This is a genomic window from Morganella morganii H1r, from assembly GCF_000633515.1.
Lineage (GTDB): Bacteria > Pseudomonadota > Gammaproteobacteria > Enterobacterales > Enterobacteriaceae > Morganella > Morganella morganii_B.
In genome coordinates, this window is record NZ_AYMP01000005.1 from 47370 (window position 1) to 73522 (window position 26153).

The 26153-nt window shown below is 51.6% G+C and carries 30 protein-coding genes; 12 read left to right on the plus strand and 18 right to left on the minus strand.

Going from position 1 to position 26153, the window contains the following annotated elements:
- Positions 1-12: 12 nt before the first annotated feature.
- Positions 13-1095, plus strand: a complete 1083-nt coding sequence (glpQ, locus tag U868_RS0102940) for a glycerophosphodiester phosphodiesterase (RefSeq protein WP_025151982.1) — start codon at positions 13-15, stop codon at positions 1093-1095.
- A 66-nt stretch (positions 1096-1161) separates the two neighbouring features.
- On the opposite strand, the gene emrD is transcribed toward glpQ, so the two are convergent.
- Positions 1162-2349 carry a multidrug efflux MFS transporter EmrD gene (emrD, locus tag U868_RS0102945; RefSeq protein ID WP_025151983.1) on the minus strand — a complete coding sequence of 396 codons (1188 nt, stop codon included), beginning with the start codon at positions 2347-2349 and terminating at the stop codon, positions 1162-1164.
- A gap of 325 nt (positions 2350-2674) precedes the next feature.
- On the opposite strand from emrD, the gene fpr reads away from it, so the two are divergent.
- The gene (gene fpr / locus U868_RS0102950) at positions 2675-3424 is read left to right on the plus strand and encodes a ferredoxin--NADP(+) reductase (protein ID WP_025151984.1); all 750 of its coding nucleotides are present in this window, start codon (positions 2675-2677) and stop codon (positions 3422-3424) included.
- A gap of 34 nt (positions 3425-3458) precedes the next feature.
- On the opposite strand, the gene U868_RS0102955 is transcribed toward fpr, so the two are convergent.
- A complete protein-coding gene (locus U868_RS0102955) occupies positions 3459-3887 on the minus strand; it encodes a DUF805 domain-containing protein (RefSeq protein WP_025151985.1) in 429 nt (142 codons plus the stop codon).
- A gap of 57 nt (positions 3888-3944) precedes the next feature.
- On the opposite strand from U868_RS0102955, the gene U868_RS0102960 reads away from it, so the two are divergent.
- Together U868_RS0102960 and tpiA are read left to right on the plus strand one after the other, a co-directional pair.
- Positions 3945-4565 (plus strand): DUF1454 family protein, encoded by a 621-nt coding sequence (locus U868_RS0102960; RefSeq protein WP_025151986.1) that lies wholly within the window; start codon positions 3945-3947, stop codon positions 4563-4565.
- Between the two features lie 133 nt (positions 4566-4698).
- Positions 4699-5469 (plus strand): triose-phosphate isomerase, encoded by a 771-nt coding sequence (gene tpiA, locus U868_RS0102965; RefSeq protein WP_025151987.1) that lies wholly within the window; start codon positions 4699-4701, stop codon positions 5467-5469.
- Positions 5470-5565: 96 nt separating this feature from the next.
- Here tpiA and U868_RS0102970 read toward each other — a convergent pair whose 3' ends face one another.
- Together U868_RS0102970 and pfkA are read right to left on the minus strand one after the other, a co-directional pair.
- Positions 5566-6168, minus strand: coding sequence for a phenylacetic acid degradation protein (locus U868_RS0102970; RefSeq protein WP_240182645.1), 603 nt, complete (start codon positions 6166-6168; stop codon positions 5566-5568).
- A 391-nt stretch (positions 6169-6559) separates the two neighbouring features.
- On the minus strand, positions 6560-7537 hold the full coding sequence (gene pfkA, locus U868_RS0102975; RefSeq protein ID WP_025151989.1) for a 6-phosphofructokinase: 978 nt from the start codon (positions 7535-7537) through the stop codon (positions 6560-6562).
- Positions 7538-8444: 907 nt separating this feature from the next.
- On the opposite strand from pfkA, the gene U868_RS0102985 reads away from it, so the two are divergent.
- Together U868_RS0102985 and U868_RS0102990 are read left to right on the plus strand one after the other, a co-directional pair.
- Complete coding sequence (locus U868_RS0102985; RefSeq protein WP_025151990.1) at positions 8445-10970, plus strand: autotransporter outer membrane beta-barrel domain-containing protein; 2526 nt, start codon at positions 8445-8447, stop codon at positions 10968-10970.
- Positions 10971-11284: 314 nt separating this feature from the next.
- The gene (locus U868_RS0102990) at positions 11285-12022 is read left to right on the plus strand and encodes a hypothetical protein (RefSeq protein WP_025151991.1); all 738 of its coding nucleotides are present in this window, start codon (positions 11285-11287) and stop codon (positions 12020-12022) included.
- A 47-nt stretch (positions 12023-12069) separates the two neighbouring features.
- On the opposite strand, the gene U868_RS24390 is transcribed toward U868_RS0102990, so the two are convergent.
- Both U868_RS24390 and U868_RS0102995 read right to left on the minus strand, forming a co-directional pair.
- Positions 12070-12321 (minus strand): ogr/Delta-like zinc finger family protein, encoded by a 252-nt coding sequence (locus U868_RS24390; protein WP_071997688.1) that lies wholly within the window; start codon positions 12319-12321, stop codon positions 12070-12072.
- 50 nt (positions 12322-12371) lie between these two features.
- Entirely contained in the window at positions 12372-13496 is a 1125-nt protein-coding gene (locus U868_RS0102995) for a phage late control D family protein (RefSeq protein ID WP_025151992.1), read from the minus strand.
- Between the two features lie 149 nt (positions 13497-13645).
- Here U868_RS0102995 and U868_RS0103000 point away from each other — a divergent pair, with 149 nt between their 5' ends.
- The 6 genes from U868_RS0103000 (at position 13646) to U868_RS0103020 (ending at position 19196) form a co-directional block, all read left to right on the plus strand.
- A complete protein-coding gene (locus tag U868_RS0103000; RefSeq protein WP_025151993.1) occupies positions 13646-14836 on the plus strand; it encodes a phage tail sheath subtilisin-like domain-containing protein in 1191 nt (396 codons plus the stop codon).
- Positions 14837-14839: 3 nt separating this feature from the next.
- Positions 14840-15352, plus strand: coding sequence for a phage major tail tube protein (locus tag U868_RS0103005; RefSeq protein ID WP_015422692.1), 513 nt, complete (start codon positions 14840-14842; stop codon positions 15350-15352).
- 61 nt (positions 15353-15413) lie between these two features.
- Entirely contained in the window at positions 15414-15713 is a 300-nt protein-coding gene (locus U868_RS0103010) for a hypothetical protein (protein ID WP_004237471.1), read from the plus strand.
- A 44-nt stretch (positions 15714-15757) separates the two neighbouring features.
- Entirely contained in the window at positions 15758-15865 is a 108-nt protein-coding gene (locus U868_RS24395; RefSeq protein ID WP_373261361.1) for a GpE family phage tail protein, read from the plus strand.
- Positions 15862-18747 (plus strand): phage tail tape measure protein, encoded by a 2886-nt coding sequence (locus tag U868_RS0103015; RefSeq protein WP_025151994.1) that lies wholly within the window; start codon positions 15862-15864, stop codon positions 18745-18747. The genes U868_RS24395 and U868_RS0103015 overlap by 4 nt, the downstream gene beginning before the upstream one ends.
- 5 nt (positions 18748-18752) lie before the next feature.
- The gene (locus U868_RS0103020; protein WP_025151995.1) at positions 18753-19196 is read left to right on the plus strand and encodes a phage tail protein; all 444 of its coding nucleotides are present in this window, start codon (positions 18753-18755) and stop codon (positions 19194-19196) included.
- 35 nt (positions 19197-19231) lie between these two features.
- On the opposite strand, the gene U868_RS0103025 is transcribed toward U868_RS0103020, so the two are convergent.
- The 12 genes from U868_RS0103025 to U868_RS0103080 are packed head-to-tail and all read right to left on the minus strand — an operon-like array spanning position 19232 to position 26153.
- Positions 19232-19783: a tail fiber assembly protein gene (locus U868_RS0103025; RefSeq protein WP_029990544.1), complete on the minus strand. Its 552-nt coding sequence runs from the start codon at positions 19781-19783 to the stop codon at positions 19232-19234.
- 9 nt (positions 19784-19792) lie between these two features.
- A complete protein-coding gene (locus tag U868_RS0103030) occupies positions 19793-21160 on the minus strand; it encodes a phage tail protein (RefSeq protein ID WP_025151997.1) in 1368 nt (455 codons plus the stop codon).
- The gene (locus tag U868_RS0103035) at positions 21157-21765 is read right to left on the minus strand and encodes a phage tail protein I (RefSeq protein WP_025151998.1); all 609 of its coding nucleotides are present in this window, start codon (positions 21763-21765) and stop codon (positions 21157-21159) included. Before U868_RS0103035 ends, U868_RS0103030 begins: the two co-directional genes overlap by 4 nt.
- Positions 21758-22666, minus strand: a complete 909-nt coding sequence (locus U868_RS0103040; protein WP_025151999.1) for a baseplate assembly protein — start codon at positions 22664-22666, stop codon at positions 21758-21760. The genes U868_RS0103035 and U868_RS0103040 overlap by 8 nt, the downstream gene beginning before the upstream one ends.
- Before the next feature lie 2 nt (positions 22667-22668).
- Positions 22669-23007 carry a GPW/gp25 family protein gene (locus U868_RS0103045; RefSeq protein ID WP_025152000.1) on the minus strand — a complete coding sequence of 113 codons (339 nt, stop codon included), beginning with the start codon at positions 23005-23007 and terminating at the stop codon, positions 22669-22671.
- Positions 23004-23633, minus strand: a complete 630-nt coding sequence (locus U868_RS0103050; RefSeq protein WP_025152001.1) for a phage baseplate assembly protein V — start codon at positions 23631-23633, stop codon at positions 23004-23006. Before U868_RS0103050 ends, U868_RS0103045 begins: the two co-directional genes overlap by 4 nt.
- A complete protein-coding gene (locus U868_RS0103055; RefSeq protein WP_025152002.1) occupies positions 23630-24271 on the minus strand; it encodes a phage virion morphogenesis protein in 642 nt (213 codons plus the stop codon). The genes U868_RS0103050 and U868_RS0103055 overlap by 4 nt, the downstream gene beginning before the upstream one ends.
- 9 nt (positions 24272-24280) lie before the next feature.
- A complete protein-coding gene (locus U868_RS0103060) occupies positions 24281-24700 on the minus strand; it encodes a phage tail protein (protein ID WP_240182648.1) in 420 nt (139 codons plus the stop codon).
- Positions 24697-24852, minus strand: coding sequence for a hypothetical protein (locus tag U868_RS25420; protein ID WP_155734980.1), 156 nt, complete (start codon positions 24850-24852; stop codon positions 24697-24699). The genes U868_RS0103060 and U868_RS25420 overlap by 4 nt, the downstream gene beginning before the upstream one ends.
- Positions 24849-25355, minus strand: a complete 507-nt coding sequence (locus U868_RS0103070; protein WP_025152004.1) for a lysis protein — start codon at positions 25353-25355, stop codon at positions 24849-24851. The genes U868_RS25420 and U868_RS0103070 overlap by 4 nt, the downstream gene beginning before the upstream one ends.
- The gene (locus U868_RS0103075; protein ID WP_025152005.1) at positions 25348-25893 is read right to left on the minus strand and encodes a lysozyme; all 546 of its coding nucleotides are present in this window, start codon (positions 25891-25893) and stop codon (positions 25348-25350) included. Before U868_RS0103075 ends, U868_RS0103070 begins: the two co-directional genes overlap by 8 nt.
- Positions 25893-26153 carry a hypothetical protein gene (locus tag U868_RS0103080; RefSeq protein WP_025152006.1) on the minus strand — a complete coding sequence of 87 codons (261 nt, stop codon included), beginning with the start codon at positions 26151-26153 and terminating at the stop codon, positions 25893-25895. Before U868_RS0103080 ends, U868_RS0103075 begins: the two co-directional genes overlap by 1 nt.

Here is a 26153-nt window from a genome sequence, read left to right on the forward strand (position 1 = left end):
GGAGGAATACCGATGACGTTATCCCGTCAGTATTATCTTGTCAGTGCCCTGGCCGGTGCCATGCTCTGCGGCTCCGCCGCTTTTGCGGCAGACGATAAAATCGTGATTGCTCATCGCGGCGCCAGCGGGTATCTCCCGGAACATACCCTGCCGGCCAAAGCGATGGCGTATGCGCAGGGCGCTGATTATCTGGAGCAGGATCTGGTGATGACCAAAGATGATGAACTCATCGTCCTGCATGATCATTATCTCGACCGTGTTACCGATGTGGCAACACGCTTTCCGGATCGCGCGCGTAAAGATGGCCGTTACTACGCTATCGACCTTACCCTCGCGGAAATTAAGTCCCTGAAATTTACTGAGGGATTTGAAATCGAAAACGGTAAACCGGTACAAAAATATCCGGGTCGTTTTCCGATGGGAAAATCAGATTTCCGTATTCATACCTTTCAGGAAGAACTTGAGTTCATTCAGGGTCTGAATCATTCCACCGGAAAAAACACCGGGATTTACCCGGAAATCAAAGCGCCGTGGTTCCACCGTCAGGAAGGTAAAGATATCACCCGTAAAACCCTGGAAGTGCTGAAAGCCTACGGCTACCAGACTAAAGATTCCGGGGTATTTCTTCAGTGTTTCGATCCGAATGAATTAAAGCGCATCAAAAATGAACTGATGCCGGAAATGAAGATGGATCTGATGCTGATACAGCTGATCGCTTACACCGACTGGCAGGAAACATTTGAACAGAATGCGGAAGGCAAATGGGTCAACTATAACTATGACTGGATGATGTCGCCCGGTGCGATGAGTAAAATCGCAGCATATGCTGATGGCATCGGGCCTGATTATCATATGCTTATCAGCAAAGAGTCCGGACCGGGCCACATCACTCTGACGCCGATGGCAAAAGAGGCACACGCTTCGCAACTGATGATCCATCCGTTTACTGTCCGGACGGATGCCTTGCCGCCGTATGCGGAGAACACAGAACAGTTATTTGATGCTATTTATATTCAGGCCGGAGCAGAAGGGTTATTTACTGATTTTCCGGACAAAGGCGTACAGTTTCTGCAAAAACATAAACTGCATCAGTGATCACTCCGCTGCGGAACAGAACAACGGGCACAACAGTGCCCGTTTTCTTTATATCAGAAGCCTGACTCAGGATGCCATCGGCTGCTGATTCTGCAACCGGTGAGCCAGCGGCAGCCAGCACAGCACCATAATCACAGAGACCGCCAGCATCAGCAGGCCGACACTGCCCTGCCCGCCCTGCGGCATCAGCGCTGAAATCCAGGTGGCAACACCGGAACCCACATTCTGCAATCCGCCCACCAGCGCACCGGCAGCCCCCGCCAGATACGGGAAAGGCTCCATTGCCGCTGTGGTGGCCAGCGGGAACAGCATCCCGGCACCAAAAAAGAACAGCGCGGCAGGGATCAGTAAGGTCCAGATATTCATCACACCCAGCAGTCCCGGGATCCACATCAGCGCACCGGCCACCAGGCAGCAGATTACCGCACACCACACCAGAAAACTGAAGGATTTACTGTCCCGTCCGGCAAACCAGGCACCGAAAAATGCCGCCGGGATCGGCAGAATAAACAGAATACTCACCGCCATACTGCCCAGCCCCAGGCCGTCACGCATCAGCACGCCGCTGGATGCCTCAAATACCGCCACCCCGGCCAGGCCGCAAATCAGCATCGCCAGATACGGCACAAATGTCCGGTTGGTCAGCAGCAGGCGGAAAGAGGCCCACATTTTCGGTTTCTCTTTCATCGGCGGACGGGTTTCCGGCAGCTTGTGCCACATGTTGTAACCCACCGCCAGACCGAGCAGGAGCAGAAACGCATAACAGGCGCGCCAGCCGAAGAAAAACGCCAGCGCACCGCCGAGCATCGGGGCGATCAGCGGGCTGACCAGAATCCCCATATTCAGCAGGCTGTTGGCATAGCGCAGGGAAATCCCGGTATATAAATCACGCGGCATGGTCCGTGCCATCACCCCGGCCACCCCGGTCCCCAGCCCCTGTAACCCGCTGGCAATCACCAGCATGGTCAGGTTCGGCGAGAACAGCGCAGCAGTCGTGGATAACACATAAATAAATAACCCGGTGAGGATCACCGGACGGCGGCCGATTTTATCTGAGATCGGCCCGTAAATAAGCTGGGATGCACCATAGGTAAATAAATACGCCGCCATCACGCTCTGCACGGCACCCGCCGGTTCGCCGAAATCCAGCGCAATATCCGTTATTACCGGTACATACACCGTCTGCGTCATTTGCCCGACAGCAATCAGCGCAATCAGCATTACCAGCAGATGAAAGTTTTCCAGTTTTTTCATTTTTATTGTCAGTCTTTACATTGTTACCGGGAGGGCACAGCACAATTCCGGCAGTGATAATTACAGCCAGAATCAGTCATACTTGCGATACCCTATAAAATAGCAAATTAAAAAAATTTTGGGAGATAGTTCACACATTTATTTTTGTTACCAAACGACCGTTTTTATGCTGTTTCCGGCAACTAAACTGTACAGTTCATCCTGATTTATCGTATTCATGCGACAGGATCCTCTGACGCATTTAATCGATACATTTTTCCCCGTTGGCTTATTACACTGGTTTACATATTAATAACGACCATTCTGCGACTGACGGAGGTTATGCATGTCAAACTGGATCACAGGACGTGTCACACGTATCACACACCATACTGATACCTTATTCAGCCTGCATGTTCAGGCACCTGTCCGCCCGTTTACGGCGGGACAATTCGCCAAACTCGGCCTGGAAATTGACGGCGAACGCACACAGCGCGCTTATTCTTATGTTAATGCACCGGATGATGATGACCTCGAATTTTATCTGGTCACTGTCGGTGACGGTAAACTCAGTCCGCGGCTGGCAGCCCTGATCCCGGGAGATGAACTGCTGATCACCGATGAAGCGGCCGGTTTTTTTGTGCTTGATGAAGTACCGGACTGTGACACACTCTGGATGCTCTCCACCGGCACCGCCATCGGCCCGTTTTTATCCATTCTGCAATATGGCAGAGATCTGGAGCGGTTCCGGCATATTGTGCTGGTGCATGCCGTGCGCTATGCCGCTGACCTGAGCTATCTGCCGCTGATGCAGGAACTGCAGAAAAAACTCGGGAGTGACAAACTGCGGATTGTGGCTGTCGTCAGCCGGGAACATGCGGAAGGCTCACTGCATGGCCGGGTACCGGCGCTGATCAGTTCCGGTGAGCTGGAAGCCGCCGCCGGCTTGCAGCTGACCGCCGAAAGCAGCCATGTGATGCTGTGCGGTAACCCGGAGATGGTGAAAGATACCCAAAATCTGCTGAAAACGGAGCGGGAAATGCGCAAACACCTGCGCCGCAAACCCGGGCATATCACCAGCGAGCAATACTGGTGATACCCTGACAGCGGGTTCGCCCGCTGTCTCCGCCTCAGTGGCTGTCGATTTTATCCACCGGCTGCGTGCTCTCCCCGAAGCGGTTGCCCTCATCAAGACTTTTAAACACGCCGCAGTCGAGCACCATAATCATCACGATAAAAATCGGCAGAAAACGTCCCAGTCCCCACTGCCAGAAATCACCGGCAAGGCTCCAGTCCGGTGTGGTCAGCGCCCACGCCATCAACAGCATCAATGCCCAGCCGCCGCGTTTATTGCGATCATGCAGGCGTTTGGTAAAAATTGCGGCTGCCGGATACATCACCATCAGTACCGCAATCATAATCACTTCAACAGGTAACTGAAACAGCCCCTGTAATGACATCAGGAGAAACAGCACTGCGCCGCACACGCCGATCCCCGCCCAGAATGCTTTGCGGCCGATCCGCCCGTGAAACGAAAACGCCCATTGTTGTAGTGTCATTTCTCTTTCCTAATCGTGTACACTGGTTATGTTGCAGACAGATCACAGGGAGCCGTTATGAACGCAGTCAAAAAAACCGTACTGACCGCCCTGACAGCGGGATGCGCACTGCTGCCTGTCACATCCGCTGCGGCAGGTGATACGGTACTGATCCCAATCCCCTGCTCACCGGAAGCGCTCTGGCTTCAGGCGGATGCGCCCGCCTTCGGCATCACCATCCCCGTTATGCGCGAACAGTTTAACCGCAACAACCCGTTGCTGCCATTGCGGGAATACAAAGTCGTGGCCTCAAACGACATTACCGCCAGCTATCTGCGGGCGGCAACCCGCATCAGCCCTTATATTTACTCCTCTGCCGTCCTTGAGCGCGACAGTGAAAAAATCAAAAGTCTCCAGCTGACACTGCTGCCCGGTGCGGACAGTACGGCGGAAAAAAACAACCGGGCCCTGATGCTGGCCTATATTAAAGCACTGATTATTCAGTTCGAGCCGACACTCAATGAAAACAATATCGATGCCGCCCTGAGCCGGGCACTGGCAACGGATTTCAAAACCGGCACTTACGCCTCTCAATTCGGTGCATTACGTTATCTTCTGGTAGTTGATAGTAAAAATGGGGTAACTTTCGCTATTGAACCGATTAAGCTTTCGCTATCTAATAGTGATACGGCACAGTAAACAGTGGCCGAAAAGCAAAGCTATTTCGCGCCGCTTTCACTATACTGTCACTCTGTTTGCCTGTTCGCCGTTCTGCGCGGACAATGGTAATAAAGCTGAAGTCATTTAACTCATTCCGGCAGGAGGAAATACAATGCGACATCCCTTAGTCATGGGTAACTGGAAGCTGAACGGCAGCAGTAAAATGGTTCATGAGCTGATCACCGCTCTGCGTCATGAAATCGGTAATGTCACCGGATGTGATGTTGCGATCGCACCACCGGCAATTTATCTCTCTCAGGCCAAACAGGTTCTGGCGGGCTCCTCCATTGTGCTGGGTGCCCAGGATACCGGTCTGAATCTCTCCGGTGCGTTCACCGGCGAAACCTCCCCTGAAATGCTGAAAGATATCGGCGCGCAGTACATCATTATCGGTCACTCCGAGCGCCGTACTTACCACGGTGAAAGTGATGAATTAGTGGCAGAAAAATTTGCTGTCCTGAAAAAACTGGGTCTGACCCCGGTACTGTGCATCGGTGAATCCGAAGCAGAGAATGAAGCGGGTAAAACCGAAGAAGTCTGCGCACGCCAGATTGATGCCGTTCTGAACACTCAGGGTGCAGATGCCTTCCTCGGCGCTGTCATTGCGTATGAGCCAATCTGGGCTATCGGTACCGGCAAATCCGCCACCCCGGCACAGGCACAGGCGGTGCACAAATTTATCCGCAGCCATATCGCGAAGAAAGATGCGAAAGTGGCAGAGCAGGTCATCATCCAGTACGGCGGTTCCGTGAACGATAAAAACGCCGCAGAGCTGTTCACTCAGCCGGATATCGACGGTGCATTAGTCGGCGGCGCATCACTGAAAGCCGATGCGTTCGGCGTGATCGTCAAAGCTGCTGCCGCAGCCAAAGCGGCAAAATAATCCCGGATTCCGGACAGCAAAAAGCGGCGAAATCGCCGCTTTTTTTGTGTATTCCGTGAAATCAGAACCGGTACTGTCGTTTTAAATAACAAAAAACTAGTTTTTCCAGTTTATATTATTTTTATTTTCACTTTTAAATGTCTCCCGCACCCTGTCAATAATATCTGTCTGCGCCTTTGTCGGTTCCCCCTCCAGCGTCACCACACGTTCTAATAATGAAAGGAATGTCACAACCATTTCAGGTGTAAATTGCTTCATACTCAATTTAAGTATATGAGGGACACTTTGATCAAAATTCAGTTCGTTATCATGTACCAGATGTGACGATGACGAAAACAAGTCCGCAGCATCCTGATTTTCCAGGTTAAAATTATCCGTAAACAGCGTAATTACCGTTTGTTTTTGTTCCCGGGATATTTCCCCTTCCTGCTTCAGTGCCCCGACAATAATAACGGCAGCTGCTTCTGTTGCCGTCGGCAAATTATAAATAGGTTTCACCCCATAGAGTTTTTGCCACTTTCTTCGCCGGGCCCAGGTAAACGGATTAAACGAATTCAGATCAACACCTGAGTTTTGTAATGAATGTAACGCCCATACAAGCGCAGCTAATGCTGAAATTGCAGCAATAATAATATGCATATTGAGGTCTGCCCCACTGTCCTTATGAATCCGGTATCCGATTTCTTTTAAATTCTCCATGTTACAGACAGAGATGCAACAAAAAATGTGTGACAAGGCGGCAACGTGAGGATATCCCCGGGAACATACACCAGTATGTGACCGGGGTGGGCGAACGCAGCCAACACGGCCACGGACTGAAGGACAATTCGCGTAATCCTCTAAATCATTCAGTTTGTGGCAAGGCGGCAAAGTGAGAACATCCCCGGGAACATACACCAGTATGTGACCGGGGTGGGCGAACGCAGCCAACACGGCCACAGGCTGAAGGACAATTCGCGTAATCCTCTACATCATTCAGTTTGTGGCAAGGCGGCAAAGTGAGAACATCCCCGGGAACATACACCAGTATGTGACCGGGGTGGGCGAACGCAGCCAACACGGCCACGGACTGAAGGATGACGAGGATTTTTTAGTAGAGTTTCTTCGCGGTCTCATACCAGTCTTTCTTAAACACCCGCTTCATATTCATCACTGCATCAATAATATCGTGATGAACCAGTTTTTCATTCTGGATCCCGACACAGCGGCCGCCGTAACCTTCCAGCAGTAACTGAATAGAATATGCGCCCATGCGGGATGCGAGGATACGGTCATACGCCACCGGCGATCCGCCGCGCTGGATATGGCCCAGCACCGTTGCGCGGGTTTCGTGATGTGTTGTTGCCTCGATCTGGCGCGCCAGCTCATACACATCGGTGACATGTTCGGTGATCGCCACAATGGCATGACGTTTACCTTTATCAATCCCGGCTTTGATTTCTGCAATCAGTTCATCACTGCTGTATTCCACTTCATTCGGCGGCAGAACGATAAATTCACAGCCCCCGGCAATGGCGGCAGACAGCGTCAGGTCACCGCAATAGCGCCCCATCACTTCCACAATAGAGATACGTTTGTGGGAAGTGGAGGTATCACGCAGGCGGTCAATCGCTTCAACCACGGTTTCCAGCGCGGTAAAATAGCCGATGGTGTAATCGGTTCCCGCCACGTCATTATCGATAGTGCCCGGCAGGCCGATACACGGGAAACCCGCTTCAGTCAGTTTTTTGGCACCGAGGTAGGAACCGTCCCCGCCGATAACCACCAGCGCGTCGATGCCGTTTTTGCGCATATTTTCAATCGCCGTTTCCCGCACTTTATCATCACGGAATTCCGGGAAACGGGCTGACCCGAGGAATGTGCCGCCGCGGTTGATCACATCAGAGACACTGAAGCGGTCGAGCTGTTTCATCCGGTTTTCATACAGCCCGAGATAGCCGTCATAAATCCCGATAACTTCCAGCTCTTCTGACAACGCAGCGCGGACAACGCCACGGATCGCGGCATTCATGCCCGGCGCATCACCGCCGCTTGTCAGCACACCGATTCGTTTGATCTTCTTGCTCATGATGACCTCTGATTTGCAGATGTAATATGTGTAAATCTGAAAAACCTGAGCGGCATGTTATCACGCTTCCCCGGTCAGGCTTCGGGAATTCACTGCTGTAATGCGGTGCTGAATTGATTCACCTAACCCTATAGTAAAATAAGGTTTCGCCGGATGCACCTACCTTTGCGGATTTTTTTGTCATTTTGAGACACCGGAAACACTGGTACGTCATAACCGGATATTATTCAGCATACCCGTTAAGGATACCCGAAAAACAGAAAATAATTAGCGTATCCGAAACATTTTTTTCACAAAAAATGCGTTACAGGAAAGAGAGGAGTAAAAACCGGGATTTGAAATAAAAAATCACATACGGAGAAGAATATATATCCGGATTCCCCGCACATTATGTAATTAATGAAAACAAACAGTAATAAATTATGTGAGAATTTACATTGTGACATGATTGATGCAATAGGATTTTATATAATATTTTTTTGCAATTATTGAATATTACTTATGGCAGGTATTAAAAACAAGAATATTCGTAACATTCAGACATACTAATTTAATGTTTATCACACTATTATCATTACTCATATCACGGGTATCTCCATTTCCTCCGGTAAATCAAATCCGGAATTTAAACAACAATACTAACCCAAAAACAGACTTAACAAGAATATTATACTGGTCAATAAAATAAAAAAACCATCAGATTACCTTCATTCATCCTGTGTATTAAGATTCATTCCCACCAGATAAAATTAAAAAAATCACTTAAATATGCATTTTGCTCTCCGTTGATTAAACAAATCTTAAATAAGATACTTATCTCATAAATAAAAATAACTGCTTTAAACATTTACCATTTTCGTCTGACGAAATGGCTTTTGTTATATATACCGACACCAGGGAATCACTAATGAAACCAAAAAAGAAAATATTACATCTCGCCATATTGTCCGTTATTTTTACCACCGCGCCTTCATTGGTGATGGCAGAAACATTCTGTGGTGACAGAGGCAGTATCACTTACGGCGGGAGCTCAACACTCACCGGAGAACTCACGGCGGATCAGTGCTATGAGGTTGGCGCATCAGTTATCGGCGATCCCGCAGACTATATCGGGATTGCCAAAGATCTGACCCTGCTGAGCGGCAGTAAACTCAGTGTGCTTGGCCTGTTTGAGGATTCTCAGGTTCAGGGTGGTGCTGAAGTCTGGATTGATAAAACAAGCCATATTGCCTGGGACGGCTATCACACCGGTTTCCCGGCTACCGGCAGCCGTATTGATATTCAGAGCGGTGGTTTAATCCGTGTTCTGGACGGCGGTATATTAAAAGACTCCGTACTCAACGGCGGAACCGTCTATGTCAGTAATACCGGTAAAGCGGATGACCCGGGCCGGTCAGAAAATAATATCGTCAGCAACGGCGGGAAATTATTTATTTACCTGGGCGGGGAATCAACCGGTACACAGGTTAATGACGGCGGTTATGAATATGTCCAGCAGGACGGTAAATCCCTGGATACCGTTGTCAATAACGGCGGTGCCCAGATGCTGAAATCCGGCGGATTTGCGGACAGTACCATTATTAATGACGGCGGATTACAGCAACTGCACGGCAAAGGGTTTGCCGATAATACCCTCGTGAACGCCGGGGCCCGGCAATATGTTGTCGATGACTCCAAAGCCACCAATACAACCGTTGATGGCGGCCAGCAATATATTTTCCGTCAGAATACCACCGCTGCTGCCGGTATTGCGGAAGTTAACCGGATAAAGAACGGCGGTGCCCAGATTATTAAAGGCGGCGGACAAGCGATTAATAACAAACTCTATGACACCGCCGTACAACATATTTACGAAGCCTCCTCCGCGACAGATACCACACTGAGTGACCGTGCCAAAAGCTGGCTGGCGGCCGGCGCGCAGCTCCTCGGCGTCACCACAGTTAATCAGCAGTCTCAGGTACAGCTGACTGCCGGTGCGGAAGACAGACTGGCTGCGGATGCCGGGGCATATGCGGAAAATATCATCTTATCCGGCACGGACAGCACCCTGCTGGTGATCACCGGCGATACCGGGAATACCGCCTTTGCCGGTTCGCTCAGCGGGCAGGGGCAGATCCGGTTTGTTGCGCCGGTCAATGCCGGATACAGCCATCTGCTCATTGATAATCTCTCCGGCAGCCAGACATTTTTTATGAACACTGCCATTGCGGAACAACAGGGGGATTACCTCACTATCCGTAACGGCAGTGGTGATCATGCTCTGAATGTACAGGATTCCGGGGCTGAAATTACCCGTCCGGATGAGTCACGTCTTGATATAATCACGGACGAAAGCAGTAATGCACAGTTCCGCCTGAGCGCCCTCGACGGTACCAATATCAATGCGGTGGACGGCGGGACCTATATGTACTCGCTCTATCAGCGTGATGAGCAGGACGGCAAAATCTGGTATCTGGCGGCTCAGAAAGATGAACCGGGCGAGCCTGAAAAGCCGGTTCCGCCGGTTGTTCCGGACAATAAAACCACACCGTCCACCGACGCGGTGTTATCCATGTCTGCCGCGCCGCAGCTGATTTTTAATCACGAACTCGACACTCTGCGGTTCCGCCGCGGCGAGTTACGGGATAATCAGGGCGATGCGGGGGTCTGGGTGCGCCTGACCGGCGACAGAACCCGTGCGGGCACCGGACACACACACTTTAAACTGAATCAGGCCGGTTTTGAGCTGGGTGCGGATAAATCCGTCCCGCTGGAAAACGGCAAATTGTGGCTCGGCGTCTTTACCGGCTATAACGATGTCAAACTGAAGCATCAGCGCGGCGGCGAAAGCAGCATCGACAGTATCACTGCCGGGGGTTATGCCACCTGGTTCTCAGATAACGGCTGGTATCTCGATGGTGTGCTGAAATATAACCATTTCAATAATGAGTTACGTGCAGTTTCCACCAACCGCAGCAGCATCCGGGGGGATTATTCACAGAATGCTTACGGCGCATCCGCAGAAGCCGGTTACGCCTTTGATCTGCCGGACGCCTTCTGGACAGAGCCGTATGCCCGCCTGAGCTATATGCGTGCGGACAGCAAATCAGTTCACCTGAACAATAATATGCAGGCAAAACTGAATGCCCAGCAGTCCCTGCAATCCGAACTCGGGCTGCACGCGGGGAAAGATTTCACTCTGAACAATCAGGTGATTATCACCCCTTACGCCACACTGGCCTGGCAGCATGAGTTTATCAGCAATAATGATGTGACCATTAACCAGCGCAATACGTTTGACACCGATTTCTCCGGCGACAGCCTGAAAGCCGGCGGCGGGTTAACTGTCCGTTTCACACCGCAGATTCAGGCTTATGCGGAAATCGATTACCGCAAAGGCGACAAAACAGAATCGCCGCTGCACGGCAATATCGGTGTGCGCTACAACTTTTAATTTCTCGTTGTAATTCAATTACGGCGGCCGCAAGGCCGCTTTTTTTACCGGCTGCATCTCCGGTACCCAAAAAACAGATAAAAAAAAGCCCCTCGAGAGGGGCTGTAAAAGACAGGGATGGTGTTCAGTTTTTACGCTTAACCCATTGAAATATATAAGCGTACATTGCTGAGTGTCCACATACTGTCCACTATCGACCATTATTGACCACGTACCACAAAAGCCCCTGTTTCCTGGGGCTTTACTTTATCCCTTCCTGCCTGTTCAATGTACCGACTCTGATTGTTTAACTTTACTTAACCGATGGTGACTCTATGGAAGATATTATTTTCTTTATTGCGGTTGTCTCTTTCCTGGCTTTTGTTATTGGAATGATCAAACCTCAGGCTGTTAAAATGCCCGGCAGAGGTAAGGCTGCTTTGATTTATCTTGGCGCGTTTCTGGTTTTTTCCGTCATTGGCTCGCAGTTATCTCCCGATAAAAAAGAAAAAAAACAGGCACAGCAAAACGAAACCGTAGCGGTAACCAGCAAGTCCGAAATCCCTGCATTCAAATACCCGCGTATGACACTGAAAGAATACCGCAATGAGGCTCAGGCGACCCGGCAGGACATTGTTAAAAACTATCTGGCAAGTGTACCGTTCGATAGTTCTCACTTCGATATTTTTTATAACTGCCTCAGTCAAATGAGTTACACGAAAAATATAGATCTGACATTGGCCGAGGTTCTCGGCTGGTGCAAAGCTGACTTTGACCGTTCTGTCAGTGCGCTGAATGACCGCGTTAACCTGGACAATTTTGTATCTAAATTTTCTTCTTTTGACGGTTCTTACCGGCCATTAGAAAAACAGATTAAAAATGATATGAATGATAGCCGCAGCTATTCCCACGAATCGACAACCTACCGAATGGATCTCAGCGCAAAACCGCCGGTTGCCACTGTCATAACAACCTTTACCGGGAAAAATCAATATAACGCCACCGTGAAACAAAGAGCCGTGGCAAAAGTTGATATCACCACAGGGGATATTATTTCTTTCGACTACGAATAATATTCAAACCAGATATGCGAAGCCCCTCAAATTGAGGGGCCTTATTTTTACATCGGCAATACTAATTGATTTTCGCCGTAATGACTTTTCGGAAACGCATTCTCCGGCAGGCGGAATCCTGTCGGCAGTGGCTGCGGGGCTGGCTTTGTTAAATACCGTTCGACGCTGGTCAGGGTAGTAAAAGTACAGCCACACAGTATATTTTGACACTGGTGATAGCTGCGTTTCGTTTCTTCAGTTACCGGCTCGCTGGTGCGAGTCCAGGATGCGGCGCCGCATTTTGGACAATTAAACGCCATTGTAAAACCTTGGTTCGGGGGTTTGCCTGTCCTAATTATATCACGTTAAATTAGTTGTCTGAATTATCACCATCCACCATATTGTCATTATCAATTTTAAGCTCTAATTCAAGCTGTGTCTGAAAGCCGCCCTCGCCTATCTGATGCACCACCCGGGCAATAATCCATTTGTGATTATCAATCACCGATTTAAAGCCGCTTACCGTGGCGGGCATTTCCGGAAACAGGTCTGCCCGGCCACGCGCCAGCGTGATAGAAAACTCCGCTGCCCCGCGTTGCAGTTTCAGCCACTTTGCCGCTGCCGCCCGTTTTGCCGCTGTCTCGGTTTTAAAGGTCTGACGCATCACAAAAACGTTACCCTCTGCCCCTTCCAGATATTCACCCTCTTTACTGCCTGATTTTTCTTTCTTTTCTTTTTTCGGCTTTTTACTTTTGTGATTCTTCCGCTTCACACTGGTTTCCGGTTTTTTCCCGAAGTTGAGATCCAGCCAGTTCGCCTTTACGCCGGTGTAAGCGTCCCGGTCAGCCACACGGAAGCTGTGCTTATCACCGCTGTCACGGGTGATCACTATTTCCGGTATAGGCTTGCCGCTGGCTGACAGCCCCCGGTTCGGGATGATAAACAGCAGGTTCCCGTTTTTGATAGTGGCAATAGCGCCCAGCATTTCCGCCATGCGTGACAGAAAACTGATATCGCTCTCATTAGTCTGGTCAGCGTGGTCTATTTCAATATCAATCAGTTGTCGGCTGACTGCCGGCGTCAGGTTGTAGCGCCCGGCAATAGCGCTGACCACCTTACCGACAGTGATATCATGCCAGCTGTATTCACGCTTAACGTTGAAGTCCTGCCGGAAATCCGCAGACCGCGCTGTCACAATTAACTGGTCAGGCGGCCCGGAGTGACTCACCTCATCAACGGTGAAAATACCTTTATGCGTCAGTGGTTCACCACGCCAGCCGATAGCGACACTGACCTCAACCCCGCGCGGCGGCAGCTCTATTTTCCCGTCAGTATCATCAATGGTGATTTCCAGCGTGTCAGCCTCAAAGCCCCGGTTGTCCGTCAGTGTCAGTCCCATCATGCGCCCGTTCAGGCTTAACACCTGCTTTCCGCCGATAGTGATATCAAAGGCCGGTTGCTTTACCAGTTCCGGATCAAAATAGTGTTCAAACATGCGCCCCCCTTATGCGGACACTTTCCCACATCGCGCGCGCGTGACTGTACCGCTTTTGCTTGTCACACGGATATCACAAGTGAAAGCGCATGATTTAGCAGGGTTTTATCATGACAATAGCGTTACTTCTTTTTTTGTGAGGCTGAATTATGACTTATCATCACGGCGTGGAAGTCAAAGAGACAACCAAACTCACCACCCTGATCCGCGATATAAACACCTCTGTAATCGGTGTTGTCTGCACGGGTGATGATGCTGATGCGGAACAGTTTCCGCTTGATACCCCCGTACTTGTAACCCGTATCCGATCAGTGCTCGGGAAAGCAGGTAAAACCGGCACCCTGTATAAAACCCTGAAAGCCATTTCTGACCAGTGCAGCCCGAAAGTGATTGTTATCCGCGTGGCAGATGCGGCCAATATCCAGCCCAAAGAGGGCGAGGCGGCCAAAACTCAGGATCAGCTTGTTATCGGCGGTAATGGTGCCGATGGCCGCTATACCGGCCTGTATGCGCTGCTGACGGCAAAAGACAAGACAGACGAGCAACCGCGCATCCTGATTGCTCCGGAACTCGACACAAAGCCTGTGGCGCTGCAAATGGCTGTTTTTGCCGATAAGCTGAGCGCATTCGCTTATGTGTCCGCCAACGGCTGCACCACGATTGCCGAGGCGAAGGAATACCGCAGTGATTTCAGCCAGCGTGAAGTGATGGTGCTTTACCCGGACTGGATCGGCTACAACAGCGAAACCGGTAAAAATGAAATTATTCCTGCGCCTGCGGTAGCTGCCGGATTGCGTGCCCGTATCGACGATGAACAGGGCTGGCACAAATCATTATCCAACGTGCCGGTTAACGGCGTTCTCGGTATGTCTGCGGATGTGTACTGGTCACTACAGGACAAAGACACCGATGCAAACGACCTGAACGAAAAAGGCATTACCACCCTGATAAAAAATATGGGGTTCCGCTTCTGGGGTAACCGGACGTGTGACGAAGAGATTTATGTCTTTGAAGTCTACACCCGCACCGCGCAAATACTGGCAGACATGATCGCCAAAGCCCATTTCTCATACGTTGATAAACCGCTCACCCCGTCTCTGATTAAAGACATTATCGACGGCATTCAGAAGAAAGGGGATCAGCTGGTTACTCAGGGGCGCTTACTCGGCTTCAGCTGCTGGTATGACCCTGCCGACAACCCGTCAACACAGTTACGTGATGGTCACGCGATCATCAAATATAAATACACGCCGGTGCCGCCTCTTGAGCGCCTCGGCCTTGAGCAGACCTTTACCGATGAATATTTTGCGGTATTCAATCAGTTAGGTTCAGGAGCGTAAATTATGGGAATGCCTAAAAAACTCTTTATGTTTGACCTGTTTATTAACGGTCAGACCTACCTTGGACAAGTAGAAGAGGTCACGCCGCCTAAACTGACGATGAAAACCGAAGATTACCAGGGGGGCGGAATGCTCGGTGCCGTGGCGGTCAATCTCGGCTTTGATGCCGGGGCGCTCGACATGGACGTTGCAATGGGTGGCTTAAACATTGAACTCATCAAACAATGGGGCGGTACGATTGACAGCCTGCAATTCCGTTTTGCCGGTTCCTACTATGACGATGCCACCGGAGAGACAACCGCATATGAGATCCAGACACGCGGACGTTTTAACGAACTTGACCAGGGCACAGCAAAAGCCGGGGATAACACCCAGCACAAATACACGCTGAAAAATACCTACTGCAAAATCACTGCTGACGGTCAGGACATTTTCGAGCTGGATTTAATCAACATGAAATGGATCGTTGACGGCGTGGATCGCCTGGCAGAGCACCGCGCCAATATCGGTCATTAATTTTATCCGCAGCGTCACGCCGTGGCGCTGATTACAACGCTTATTCACAGGAACTATCACTATGTCTATTGTTAAATTTAACAGCCCTGTCACTCTGAAAAATGGCAACGTCATTACCGAAGTTACGATTACTGACTCTATGCGGCAGGCCGGAACCCTGCGCGGCCTGAAAATGTGGGATGTCGCCACCGGGGATGTGAATTCTATGATCACCCTGCTCCCGCGCGTGACGCAGCCGCGTCTGTCAGAACAGGAACTTTCCTCAATGCCGGTTGATTGCTTTTCTCAGTTGGTTAACGAGGTGGCGAATTTTTTAGCACCGAGTGCCCCGGACGACGAGACCCGCGAACCGGAAGAATAATCACCGAAATACCCACCACGGATATTGATGACCTGATCGCCGATATCGCCGTGGTGTTCCACTGGCCGCCGTCCGCTTATGACGAAATGACAATTTCAGAATTAATTAAGTGGCACGGCCTTGCGGCGGCACGCACAGGACAGGACGAATGACAGATCGCAATCTCAGCATTCGGGTAGCACTCAACGCCGTCAATAACTTTACCTCACCGGTGAGTGCTGCACAGCGCAGTGCCGCCGGTTTTGCCTCTCAGATAAAAGCCACTCAGAACACTATCAGAAATCTGGCCGGTCAGGCGGCAACGTTTGATCGGTTATCTCAGTCCGTCAGACGCAATACCACGGCTTACGAAGAGGCAAAGGCAAAAGTTCAGGCTCTGCGCGACAGCTACCCGGCATTAAATCAGCGCACCGAAGAACAAAAACGCGCACTGGAACAGGCACGGCTGGCGCGTGACCGCCTCGGTCGTTCTCTCGACAGTGAAAAGCAAAAACTACAGGCTGCGGCGGCGCAGCTGTACCGGCACGGCATATCTGTCCGGAACAGCGATAATGCCACAGCACAAATCACCCGGCGCACCGAAGCCTATAACCGGCAGCTTGAGGCACAACGTCAGCGGCTGGCATCCGTTACCCGGGCACAGGCGCGATACGAAAAAGCCAAACAACTGAGCGGCAAAATGGCAATGGGCGGCGCAGCAGCCGCTGCTGCCGGTGGCGGTGCTCTGTATGCCGCATCCCGCGTCATGGCTCCCGGCCGTGATTTTGATGAAGGCATGTCCGGCGTTCAGGCTCTGACCCGCCTGGATAAAAGCGATCCGCGCCTGAAGATGCTGCGTGACCAGGCGCGGGAACTCGGCGCAAGTACCGCATACACGGCAACCGATGCGGCATCCGGTCAGAAGTTCCTCGCAATGGCAGGTTTCACGCCGGAAGCCATTAAAGCGGCACTGCCCGGTATTTTAAACATGGGTCTGGCCGGAGATATGGATCTCGGTGAGGCTTCTGATATCGGTTCAAACGTTCTGACTCAGTTCAGGATGGATGCTGACCAGATGAACCGCGTCTCTGACGTTCTGACCGCCACCTTTACCCGCAGTAACACCGACTTACGGATGCTCGGCGAAACGATGACTTATGCCGGGCCGGTTGCCGCACAGCTCGGGGTCAGTCTGGAAAGTATGGCCGCGATGGCCGGTACGATGGCCGATAACGGGATCCGCGGCTCAATGGCGGGTACGTCACTGCGTGCCGGTTTATCCCGCCTCGTTGCCCCTGTCGGTAAAGGCCAAAAGGCAATGGAGCAGCTCGGTGTATCGATCAAGGACTCTAACGGCCAGCTGCGGGATGCCGGGGATATCCTGAAGGATGTCGGCAAGGCACTGAAGCAATTCGACCAGGCAAGCCAGATCCGGATCAAAAAGGAGATATTCGGCGAAGAAGCAATGGTCGGCATGGGTGCAGTTATCGACGCAACCGGAAACGGCCGCTATGACGAACTCAAAAAAGCCAACGAAAACAGCGGTGGTGAAGCGGATAAAAACGCCAAGGTCAAAATTGACAACCTGAAAGGGGATTTGAAGCAACTGCAATCCGCCTGGGAAGATCTCGGCATTCAGATGCAGGAAAGCGTTGATTCCCCGCTGCGTAATCTGACGCAAGGTATTACCAATGTCATCAGCGGTATCGGTAACTGGATGAAAACACATCCTGAATTATCCGCAGCGCTGATTAAAGCCGGGCTGATTATCGCCACAGTCACCGCCGCTCTCGGCACACTGGCAGCAGGCGCTGCCGCTGTCATGATGCCGTTTGCAGCGATGCGCCTGAGCCTTTCTCTGTTAACCGGTGGTCAGGGTTTAATGGGGGCGGTTGGTGCATTCGGCAAGTTCTTTAACGTGATAAAACTCGGCGCATCAATGGCATCCGGCGGACTTTCTCTGTTAATGAGCCCTGTCGGTCTTGTCGTTGCTGCAGTAGTCGGCGCGGCATTACTGATCTACAAATACTGGGATCACGTAAAAGCCTTTTTCAGCGGATTCTTTGAAGGTCTGATGACCGCCCTTGCACCGCTCGGCGAAGCATTCAGCGCGGTATTCTCCGGGCTGGCACCGGTTTTTGATGGTATCTGGACGGCGATCAAAAAGGTGTGGGAATGGCTTTCCGAGCTGTTTACGCCGGTTAAAGCCTCTGATGAGGCATTACAGGCCTGTACGTCTGCCGGAAAAATATTCGGTGAAGTTGTTGGTATCGCTATCCGTTCCCTGCTTGCCCCGATTGAGCTTGTTTCTCAGGGGATCGGCTGGATTCTGGAAAAACTCGACATGGCACCAAAAGCCGCCGAGGATGCTGTAAATCAAATCAACAAAATGAAACCTGTTGAACTCTCCGCCGAAGATGTCGCGAAGCTGAAAAGTCAGGGCAGGAAAGTCATGAGCCTGTTTACGCCTAAGTGGAAACTGCCGAAAGGTGCCAGTGATTTTATCGACAGCGCGGGCAAAAAGGTTTCAGACGTTGCCGGTAAAGCCAAGGAGAAATTAACCGGCGCGTGGGATGAAGCCATTAAAGAGGCGGATAAAAAGAACAAACAAAAGGAAGCCACAGAAGCCACCTATGGCACAGGCGTCTATGACCCGACAGCGAAAAAAAGTAAAGACGGTTCCGGCTTCAGCAGCCCGGCAGAGAAAGCGGCGAAAGATCCGAATAAACTCGGTGAAATTGTCTTTAAAAACTTCCCGGCGATTAAAGCTGTCGACGGTCTGTATCAGGATCCGTCTGTGCGTTCTCCGTCAGCCTTTAAGCGTGTACCGGCTCCGGATATTGCCGCGTCAGACTTCACCCCGACAAAAATGGAAATGCCGCGCCCGGCGGCACGGCAGGACATTAAACAGGAAGGCGATAAAATTGAGCTGCATTTTCACGGCGTGGATATGGCAAACGCGAAAAGTATCGCAGCAATGGTACGGCAGGAACTGGAAAAACTGAAACGCTCTCAGGACAGCCGCCGCCGGTCACAACTCACGGATATAGGGTAACTGCTATGATGATGATTTACGGTATGTTTGTTTTTATGCTGGAAACCATACCTTACCAGAACTTACAGCGATCAATGAGCTGGCGCTATGCCAAAAATGACCGTGTCGGCCGTTCCGCGAGCTGGCAGTATATCGGGGCGGGTGAGGATAAAATCACCCTGAACGGTGTGTTGCTGCCGGAAGTAACCGGCGGTGATATCTCACTGGAGCTTTTGCGCACTGCCGCCTATCGCGGACGGCCTTACCCGCTGATTGAGGGCACCGGCATGATCTACGGTATGTACATCATGGACGGCCTGAACGAAGGCCGGGCGGAGTTCTTTTCAGACGGTAAAGCCAGGCGGATAGAGTTCAGTATTTCCCTGGTGAAAGCCAGTGAGGATTTACGGGAGCGGCTGGCTGAGATGGAGTTCAGCGATCTGATGGATATGCTGCCGATATCGTTATAAACACAGCAAGGGGCGAATTAAACGCCCCTTTTTATTTACTGTGGTTTTTGCGGCCAGTCGATATCCGGCGCTGCGGAGGTGTCGATAGCTTCGAGTTCGTCCAAATAGTCAAGCCACGCATTTAACAGCTCCAGCTCGTCTACCTTAATGCGTTTCAGAGCGAGTTTTGTTTGCAGTATCTGGGTTTCGGCGTTGACTTCGGCAATCAGGTATTGCTTTTGTGCTTCTGCTGCCGCGATATCACTCTCCTTTTTTGCTGCTTTATCTGTCACCCACTTTTTGCCGTTCCACTTCGGAAACACCACATCCGGCACACTGGTGGTCACGCCGTCCGGAAGTTCACCGAGTTCTTTAACTTCTGATTCCTGCGCAGTGATAATGTTGTAAATTTTTATACCCCGGTAATCTGCTTTCTGCATCCATTGTTCACCATCAAATACGGGGATATATCCGGGCTTTATTTCTGGTGGCTTGACCGTAGTTGCATGTGCAGGAATAAGCCAGTTATCCTCTACCATAGGGTCAGCATCCGCCAGACTTTCGCTCAGGTATTCTTTTGTTACAGGGTGATAGTTAAATATTTTCATCTAAATTCCTCAGTATTTAATCCAGCCTACAAACGCTATGTTGCGTGGACGAATCTCATCAGCAACTGGGAGTTGACGACTACCGTCGATGGTCAGGGTATTCATGCGGTCTGCCGGTGAAGGGCTTGTTCCTGAGCCATTATCGACCATAGCGCCGTCTGTACCTGATACGGAAAAGACTCCTGCTGTACTGCTGGAAAAAATCCGGGCTGAGTTTGTAGATGTGCGCCCTGACACCATACCGGTAAAGTTACGGGTTGCATCTCCCTGCTTGCTACCTACAGCACGACTATCTCCGGTAAATCGCGGAAATTCATCACGTGTATCGGGGAGGTTAAAGGTTGTGCTTCCGTCACCAGATCCGTAAGTTGTCCCGACCACAGCAAATAAATCCGCGTACATGGTACGGGAAACCGCAGGACCCACGGTTTTCAAAAAACGGCCGATTACCGGTTTGTTGTGTGAGACGAAAATTACCGTGCCGACAGGAACGCAGTTTTCTGTTACCCCTTTCTGACTCATAATCAGTGATGAGGACGTTCCTAAATCATTCGTTACAGAAGTATTGTCAATTTTACCCGACAAAGAAAATACAGACGCTTTCTGGTCAAGTGCCTGGCTTACCGCTTTCTGGCTCATCACATCAGTTGCGGATATTCCGGTAGTTTGTACTACAGCGGATTTATCGAGCTTGCCCGCCACATCAGCAATTCCCGCCTTTTTACCTAACTCAGTTGTCACTAACTGTAATGATGGTACTTTTGCTGTGTCGTTGCCCAGTTGCTGGGCTATATCAGCCTTATCAATTTTTTTAAGCATCTCCAACTTTAAATACGGGTTGGTGACATAATCACCTTTAGGCTGATAGGTTTGTGCGGCTCTGTCCTCTGATGCCTGAATTGCGGCATCAATACTTTTTGTCACATACTCCCGCGTTGCCAGTACCACGGACGGATCAACTTTCAGGGTGACAGCCTGAGTGCTACTGACAATCAGTGCCATCTGGAGAACCTGTGTCCGGCCGGACCCTTCCTGTAAATTTGGCTTGTAGGTTTCCGGAGCGTTACCAATTGCGATCAGACCGCCTTTATCATCATACAGCCCGATTTCACGAATCCACCAACCACCCTCATTTTCCGGGATCACCTGTTCGGCAATGATGATGTTCGGGTTTTTATCGTCTACTGATACCTGATTGACCGCTGCACGGCGGTTTTCATGGATTAACGTTGTTTGTGCCGGGTCCGGAACCGACAGTGTACCGCCGCCGTCGCCAGCCCCCATTGCGGTAATGTTCATCTGCGTACCCAGCGCTACAGCGTTCGCCAGCTGTGCCGCGCCGTAGTTCGTCAGGATAGCGAAATACTTTGCTGTCATGGGTTTACTCTCACTTTATCAATGGTTATCAGTGCCGCACCTGTGTAAGCGGCACTTTCTGTACGGATAGTCTCCGGCATGTACGGGTACACTTTCAGCACGTCACCGGTGTTGACGGTTGCACCACAGTAAATATTGCACTGTGTGCTCAGGTTGATGGACAGACCGAGCAGGTGACGGCTGACGGGCTTTGCGTCGAATATCAGGCGTTCAAGTTCGTAATAGGTTTCTTCGGTGATACCCGTTTCCGATACGCCGACCGTCAGTCGGAATGTCCCGTTACGATCGCCGGTTTTCCACCACTCAGTGATGCGGATCAGATAGCCCAACGGCTCCACGACACGCCGCAGCGCCCCGATGGTGCCTTTATGTTTATGAATGAACATTGACGCTTTGATAACATCCCGCTTTGTCCGCTCCGGCCAGTCAGCACCCCAGCGGTCAACCGACCACGCCCACGCAAGATACGGCAGCAGATGCAGCGGACAGGTATCCGGGTTGATCAGGATTTTTAGCGGCACCGGCACGCGCTCTATCTCAGCGCACGCCCGGGCTGCGGCAATCTCCAGCGGGCTGGAACCGGGCGGCAGCAGGCGGCTACTCATCAGATCCCCCGACCGTCACTGTCAAACCGGTGCAGAATGATGACTCGGTATCGCTTATCACAATATCTTTTGCCGGGCTTTTCAGCTCAACGCGCTGAACCCCTTCAACATGCAGGGCGGCGTAAATAGCCGACAGGCGGATATCACGCCCGATACGGTGCTGCTCTTTCACATACCGCGCTATCCGTTCCCGGGCGGCGGCTTCTATCGGTTCGGCTTCCGGTGCCGGGAAAAGATAAAGCACCGCGTCAATGGCGTAACGGACAATCTCAACGGACTGCACAGTAACGCGGTCAGCCACCGGGCGCACATTTTCATCATTCAGTGCCTTATCAACGATGGTCAGCAGTTCCGGCGGTGCGGTGCCGTCACCCTCGCGGGACAGCACACTGACGGTCACACAGGCCGGTTCCGGGCTGATTGCCGAGGCATCCGCGACCAGACCGGAGGCGCTGCGGGCATGAAAAACATACGCGCCGACAGGCCCGGCAACACTCATTCCCTCAAATGCCTCCGGAATACGCATCCGGAAATCAGCATCGGATTCATAAACGGCCGACAGTGGCGGGATCACGGTGTCGTCAGCCTCCCGGATAACCAGCCGTGGCACGTTGTTGTTCGCGCCCAGCTGATCCAAATCTGCCCCGTAAGCATAAGCCACCATACAGGCGCGGGCGGCTTCATTGACCCGCTGGCGCAGCAGTAATTCCCGGTAGGCGCTTTCCTCTAACAACTTGGTCAGCGGCTCGGATTCCAGTTGCAGCACACGGGCGGCAGGCTCCCGCAGTTCTTCCGGCAGCGCTGCCAGCAATGCAGCTTTGCGATCAGCGAAAATCTGTTCGAAATCTAACGTTTCGATCACGTCCGGCGGCGGTAACTGGCTGATGTCGATAGTTGGCATGATTACCCCCGGGGAATTTCTGCCGTAAAAGGCTGGTTATCGGTTTTTGTGCCCTGAAAATACAGGGTCGGTACATTGTTTTCGTCCGGCTTTACCTCAATACGTTGCAGGCTGATACGCGGCTCCCAGCGCATCAATGCCATATAGCAGGCGCTCATGACTTTCAGACGCGTTACCTTATTGTCCGGTTCATCAATCAGCTCTGACAGTAACGAACCGTATTCACGGCGCATAACGCGGGAACCGATAGGCGTGTGCAGAATGTCGTACATGCTCTGCGTAATATGCGCATCGTCACTGATGGTCATACCCGTTTGTCTGTCAAATCCGCTGTATGTCATTTTATTCCGTCCGTCCAACTGCCGCCGCGTTCTACGCCGCCGTGACTATGGTTGTCAACCACGACACCGTTTGATGAAAACTTACCGTCCTTATGTGTAATATTTCCGGTCATTTCACCGCCTTTTTCCACATTCAGCGTGGCGCACGTCAGGTTGTCTGAGCACACCACTTTCGGGGTATTAAAATTAATCTGCGTGCTGGCCGTCACTGTCACTTCCGGGGCGGTGGCATCAATTTTTTGCACGGCGTTCACCGTGGCTTTCTGAATGCCGGTCACCGTTAATTCACCGGTTTCCGGCTCGTATTCGATAACGGCACCGTCACTGAATGTTTTGTGCATAGCCTGCGCGCTGTGGCTCGGTGCCCCGTTTGCATCGCTGTACAGCGAACACAGCACAAAGGCCGTGGTTAATTCACCATTCACAGCGCCGATAATGACCTGCTCACCGGCAACCGGTGCCCACCATGAGCGCCCCGCCCCGGCACGGTCAGCACCCCAGCGGATCCAGTCGGTGAGAATGTCCCCGGCTCTGACCCGGCAGACCATTTTTTCAGTGTCCACGGCTTCAACCACACCAACGCGTAACAGGTTGGAAATAAGGCGTTCCAGTTCATTCAGTGTCATCGTGAGTTCACCAAATCCTGATAAATAAGTTCCAGCAGCCCGGCGCGTTCGTACTGCGACAGGCCGAGTAATTCGCGTTTCGGGTACTGCGTCCGCGCCAGCTCGTTAACGGCACCGGTGAGGCCGTACTGATGCTGCCGGGCAATGGCGGCGGCTTTACCCTGAAACCCGACAACGGCGGCATCCGGAAAAGCCTGTGCCCGCAAAAACCGGGCAGTACGCAGCCGCTTAAACATCGGATCCGCGCGCTTTGTGCTGCGGCGTGTTTCTGACAGGTCGATGGACAGAAAGCGTTCAATATCCTTCCGCATGAATGACCGTACCGCACCGCGCTCTTCGTCATAGCCGGTAATCATCCTGCCGTTGCGCCCTTTGGTGTTACGCCAGCCCCGCAGGCGGCGGACTTCACCCTTATACAGAAATTCAACACCCTGCTTTGATCGCAGAACCCGTGTTTTTCGTTCCCGGTAAGGTGAGCCGTCCGCATTTTGCTGACTGCGGATCCGTTTCTGCTGTTCTGCCCGGATAGCCTTTGCCAGTTTTGCCGACAACCGGCGGCGGTATGCCGGGCTTGTCGTTGACAGCAGCCGCGATAATTCGGCATCCAGCTGTGAAAACAACGCGGTTTCGTTACTCACGCTACCCCCTTACACCTGACGCGGTTTAAATTCCGGCTCAGGCAGATGTGTTACGGTTTCTTCTCCGTCTCTGCCCTCAACAACAACACGCTCGGTAACGGGCAGCACAATCAGAATGTCGGCGGTGTCGTTGCCCAGAATGTCAGCATCAAAACGGATCCCGCCCTCGCGTTTGTCCGGGTTAAATATCAGCGCCGGCTGTTGCTCCCGCACCCACTTCAGCACCGGCAGCATCAAATCATCCAGGGAGTTCGGGTAATCCATTGCCAGCAGATTCAGCTTGTAGCTGTACATGAAGGAATTTCCCGGTCTGCCGGTGGCAATAAGGTTTCCCTCTGAGGCGTAGACCTCCAGTGATTCCGGATTCTGCTGAAAACGCGGCTCCCGCGCTGTCAGAAATTCCCGCAGTAACTTCGGTTTCAGCATCATTGCCCCCTGTAGTGGTTAATCGCACTGACACAGCGCTTTTCAAGGCTTTTACGGTCAGTACCGCAACTGTTATCTGTCAGCAGACAGACCGACGAAATCAGAAACACAGCCAGAAAAATCAGGGTGCCAATGACATAACAAACTGTTTTCATGGTGATACCCTGCACTGTTTTTCTAACTCCCTGACCCGGGATTGCAGATAATCTAATTTTGCCTGGTCACTGATGATTCCGGCTCTGATATCGAAAACAGTTCGTTCAGCTTTTTCAGTGAGTCGGATTTCGGCTCCATCGCCCACGCTGCTGCCGCCGGTATTTCTGCCTGCTGACAATTCACAGGTGGCAAGGTCGGCACCGGTGAGCCGCAGCCGGCGAGCACCATCACGAACGGCATTACGCAGATGATTATTTTCCTCAAGCGCATCTTTCAGTTTTCCTGTGTGTCTGGTGTCCAGTTCTGCGGCTTTACGCTGTGCTGTCCGCATCCGTTCCGCTGCCGCATCACTTTGCTGTTTCGCTGCCAGCGTCAGCGCGTTTAATGTGGTCTGGTGTGTGGTGGTCAGTACGGCGATTTTCCTGTCGTAGTACCATTTCCCGCCGACCGTCAGCAGTAACAGACCAACAATGGCACAGTTCGAAAAGCCGCTTTTATTCATCGTCCAGACCCCAGCACGCAAGCGCAGCCTCCTGTTCCCGGCGCAGCACCTGACCGTAACATCCGTTTTTCTGCCCTTTGGTATTCCGGCAGTCTTTGCCGCCGTCATAGACCCAGCGCTTTATTTCCTGACAGGCACCGCGTTTATCACCGGCATTCAGTTTTTTATAAAATGTGGATGTGAAACATTTCCCCGGGCCGATGTTATACGGGCAAAAACTGGCAATACCGGCAATCTGTGCATCATTCAGCGGCACATGCACATTACGCAGCACCCACTGCACCGCCTTTTCAGCCTCGGTACGGTTCACTTTGGCGCACTGCTCCGCTGTCAGTGTCATACCGCGCTTTACCGGCTTGCCGTCAATCCGGGTCACGCCACGGCAGATAGTCCAGATACCGCCGCCGTCCTGATACGCGGTCAGCAAATTACCTTCTTTCTCATCCAGAAACTGATCGACAATGGCTGTCGCTCCGGCACCCCCCAGCAACAAACCGATCATTACTTTGCTGAATACATTCAGGTTATTCTGTTGCATCACAATTCCTGTTTCGGTGCGGTAATAAAATCTTTTGCGGATCCGCTGCTGATACCCTGCTGTTTCAGGATTTCCACATAATCCGCCCATATCGCCGTCCGCTGCTGTTGCGAGCGCCGGTTAAGCAGGTAATTCAGCACGCCGAGCGCAATACTGAAGGCCAGCCCGATTAAAAAACCCATTTCATACAAAGAAAGCCCGGAGAAAAACGCGCCAATCGTGGCGAAAAAATAGGTAAGTCTGCTGTGTAATTCGTCCAT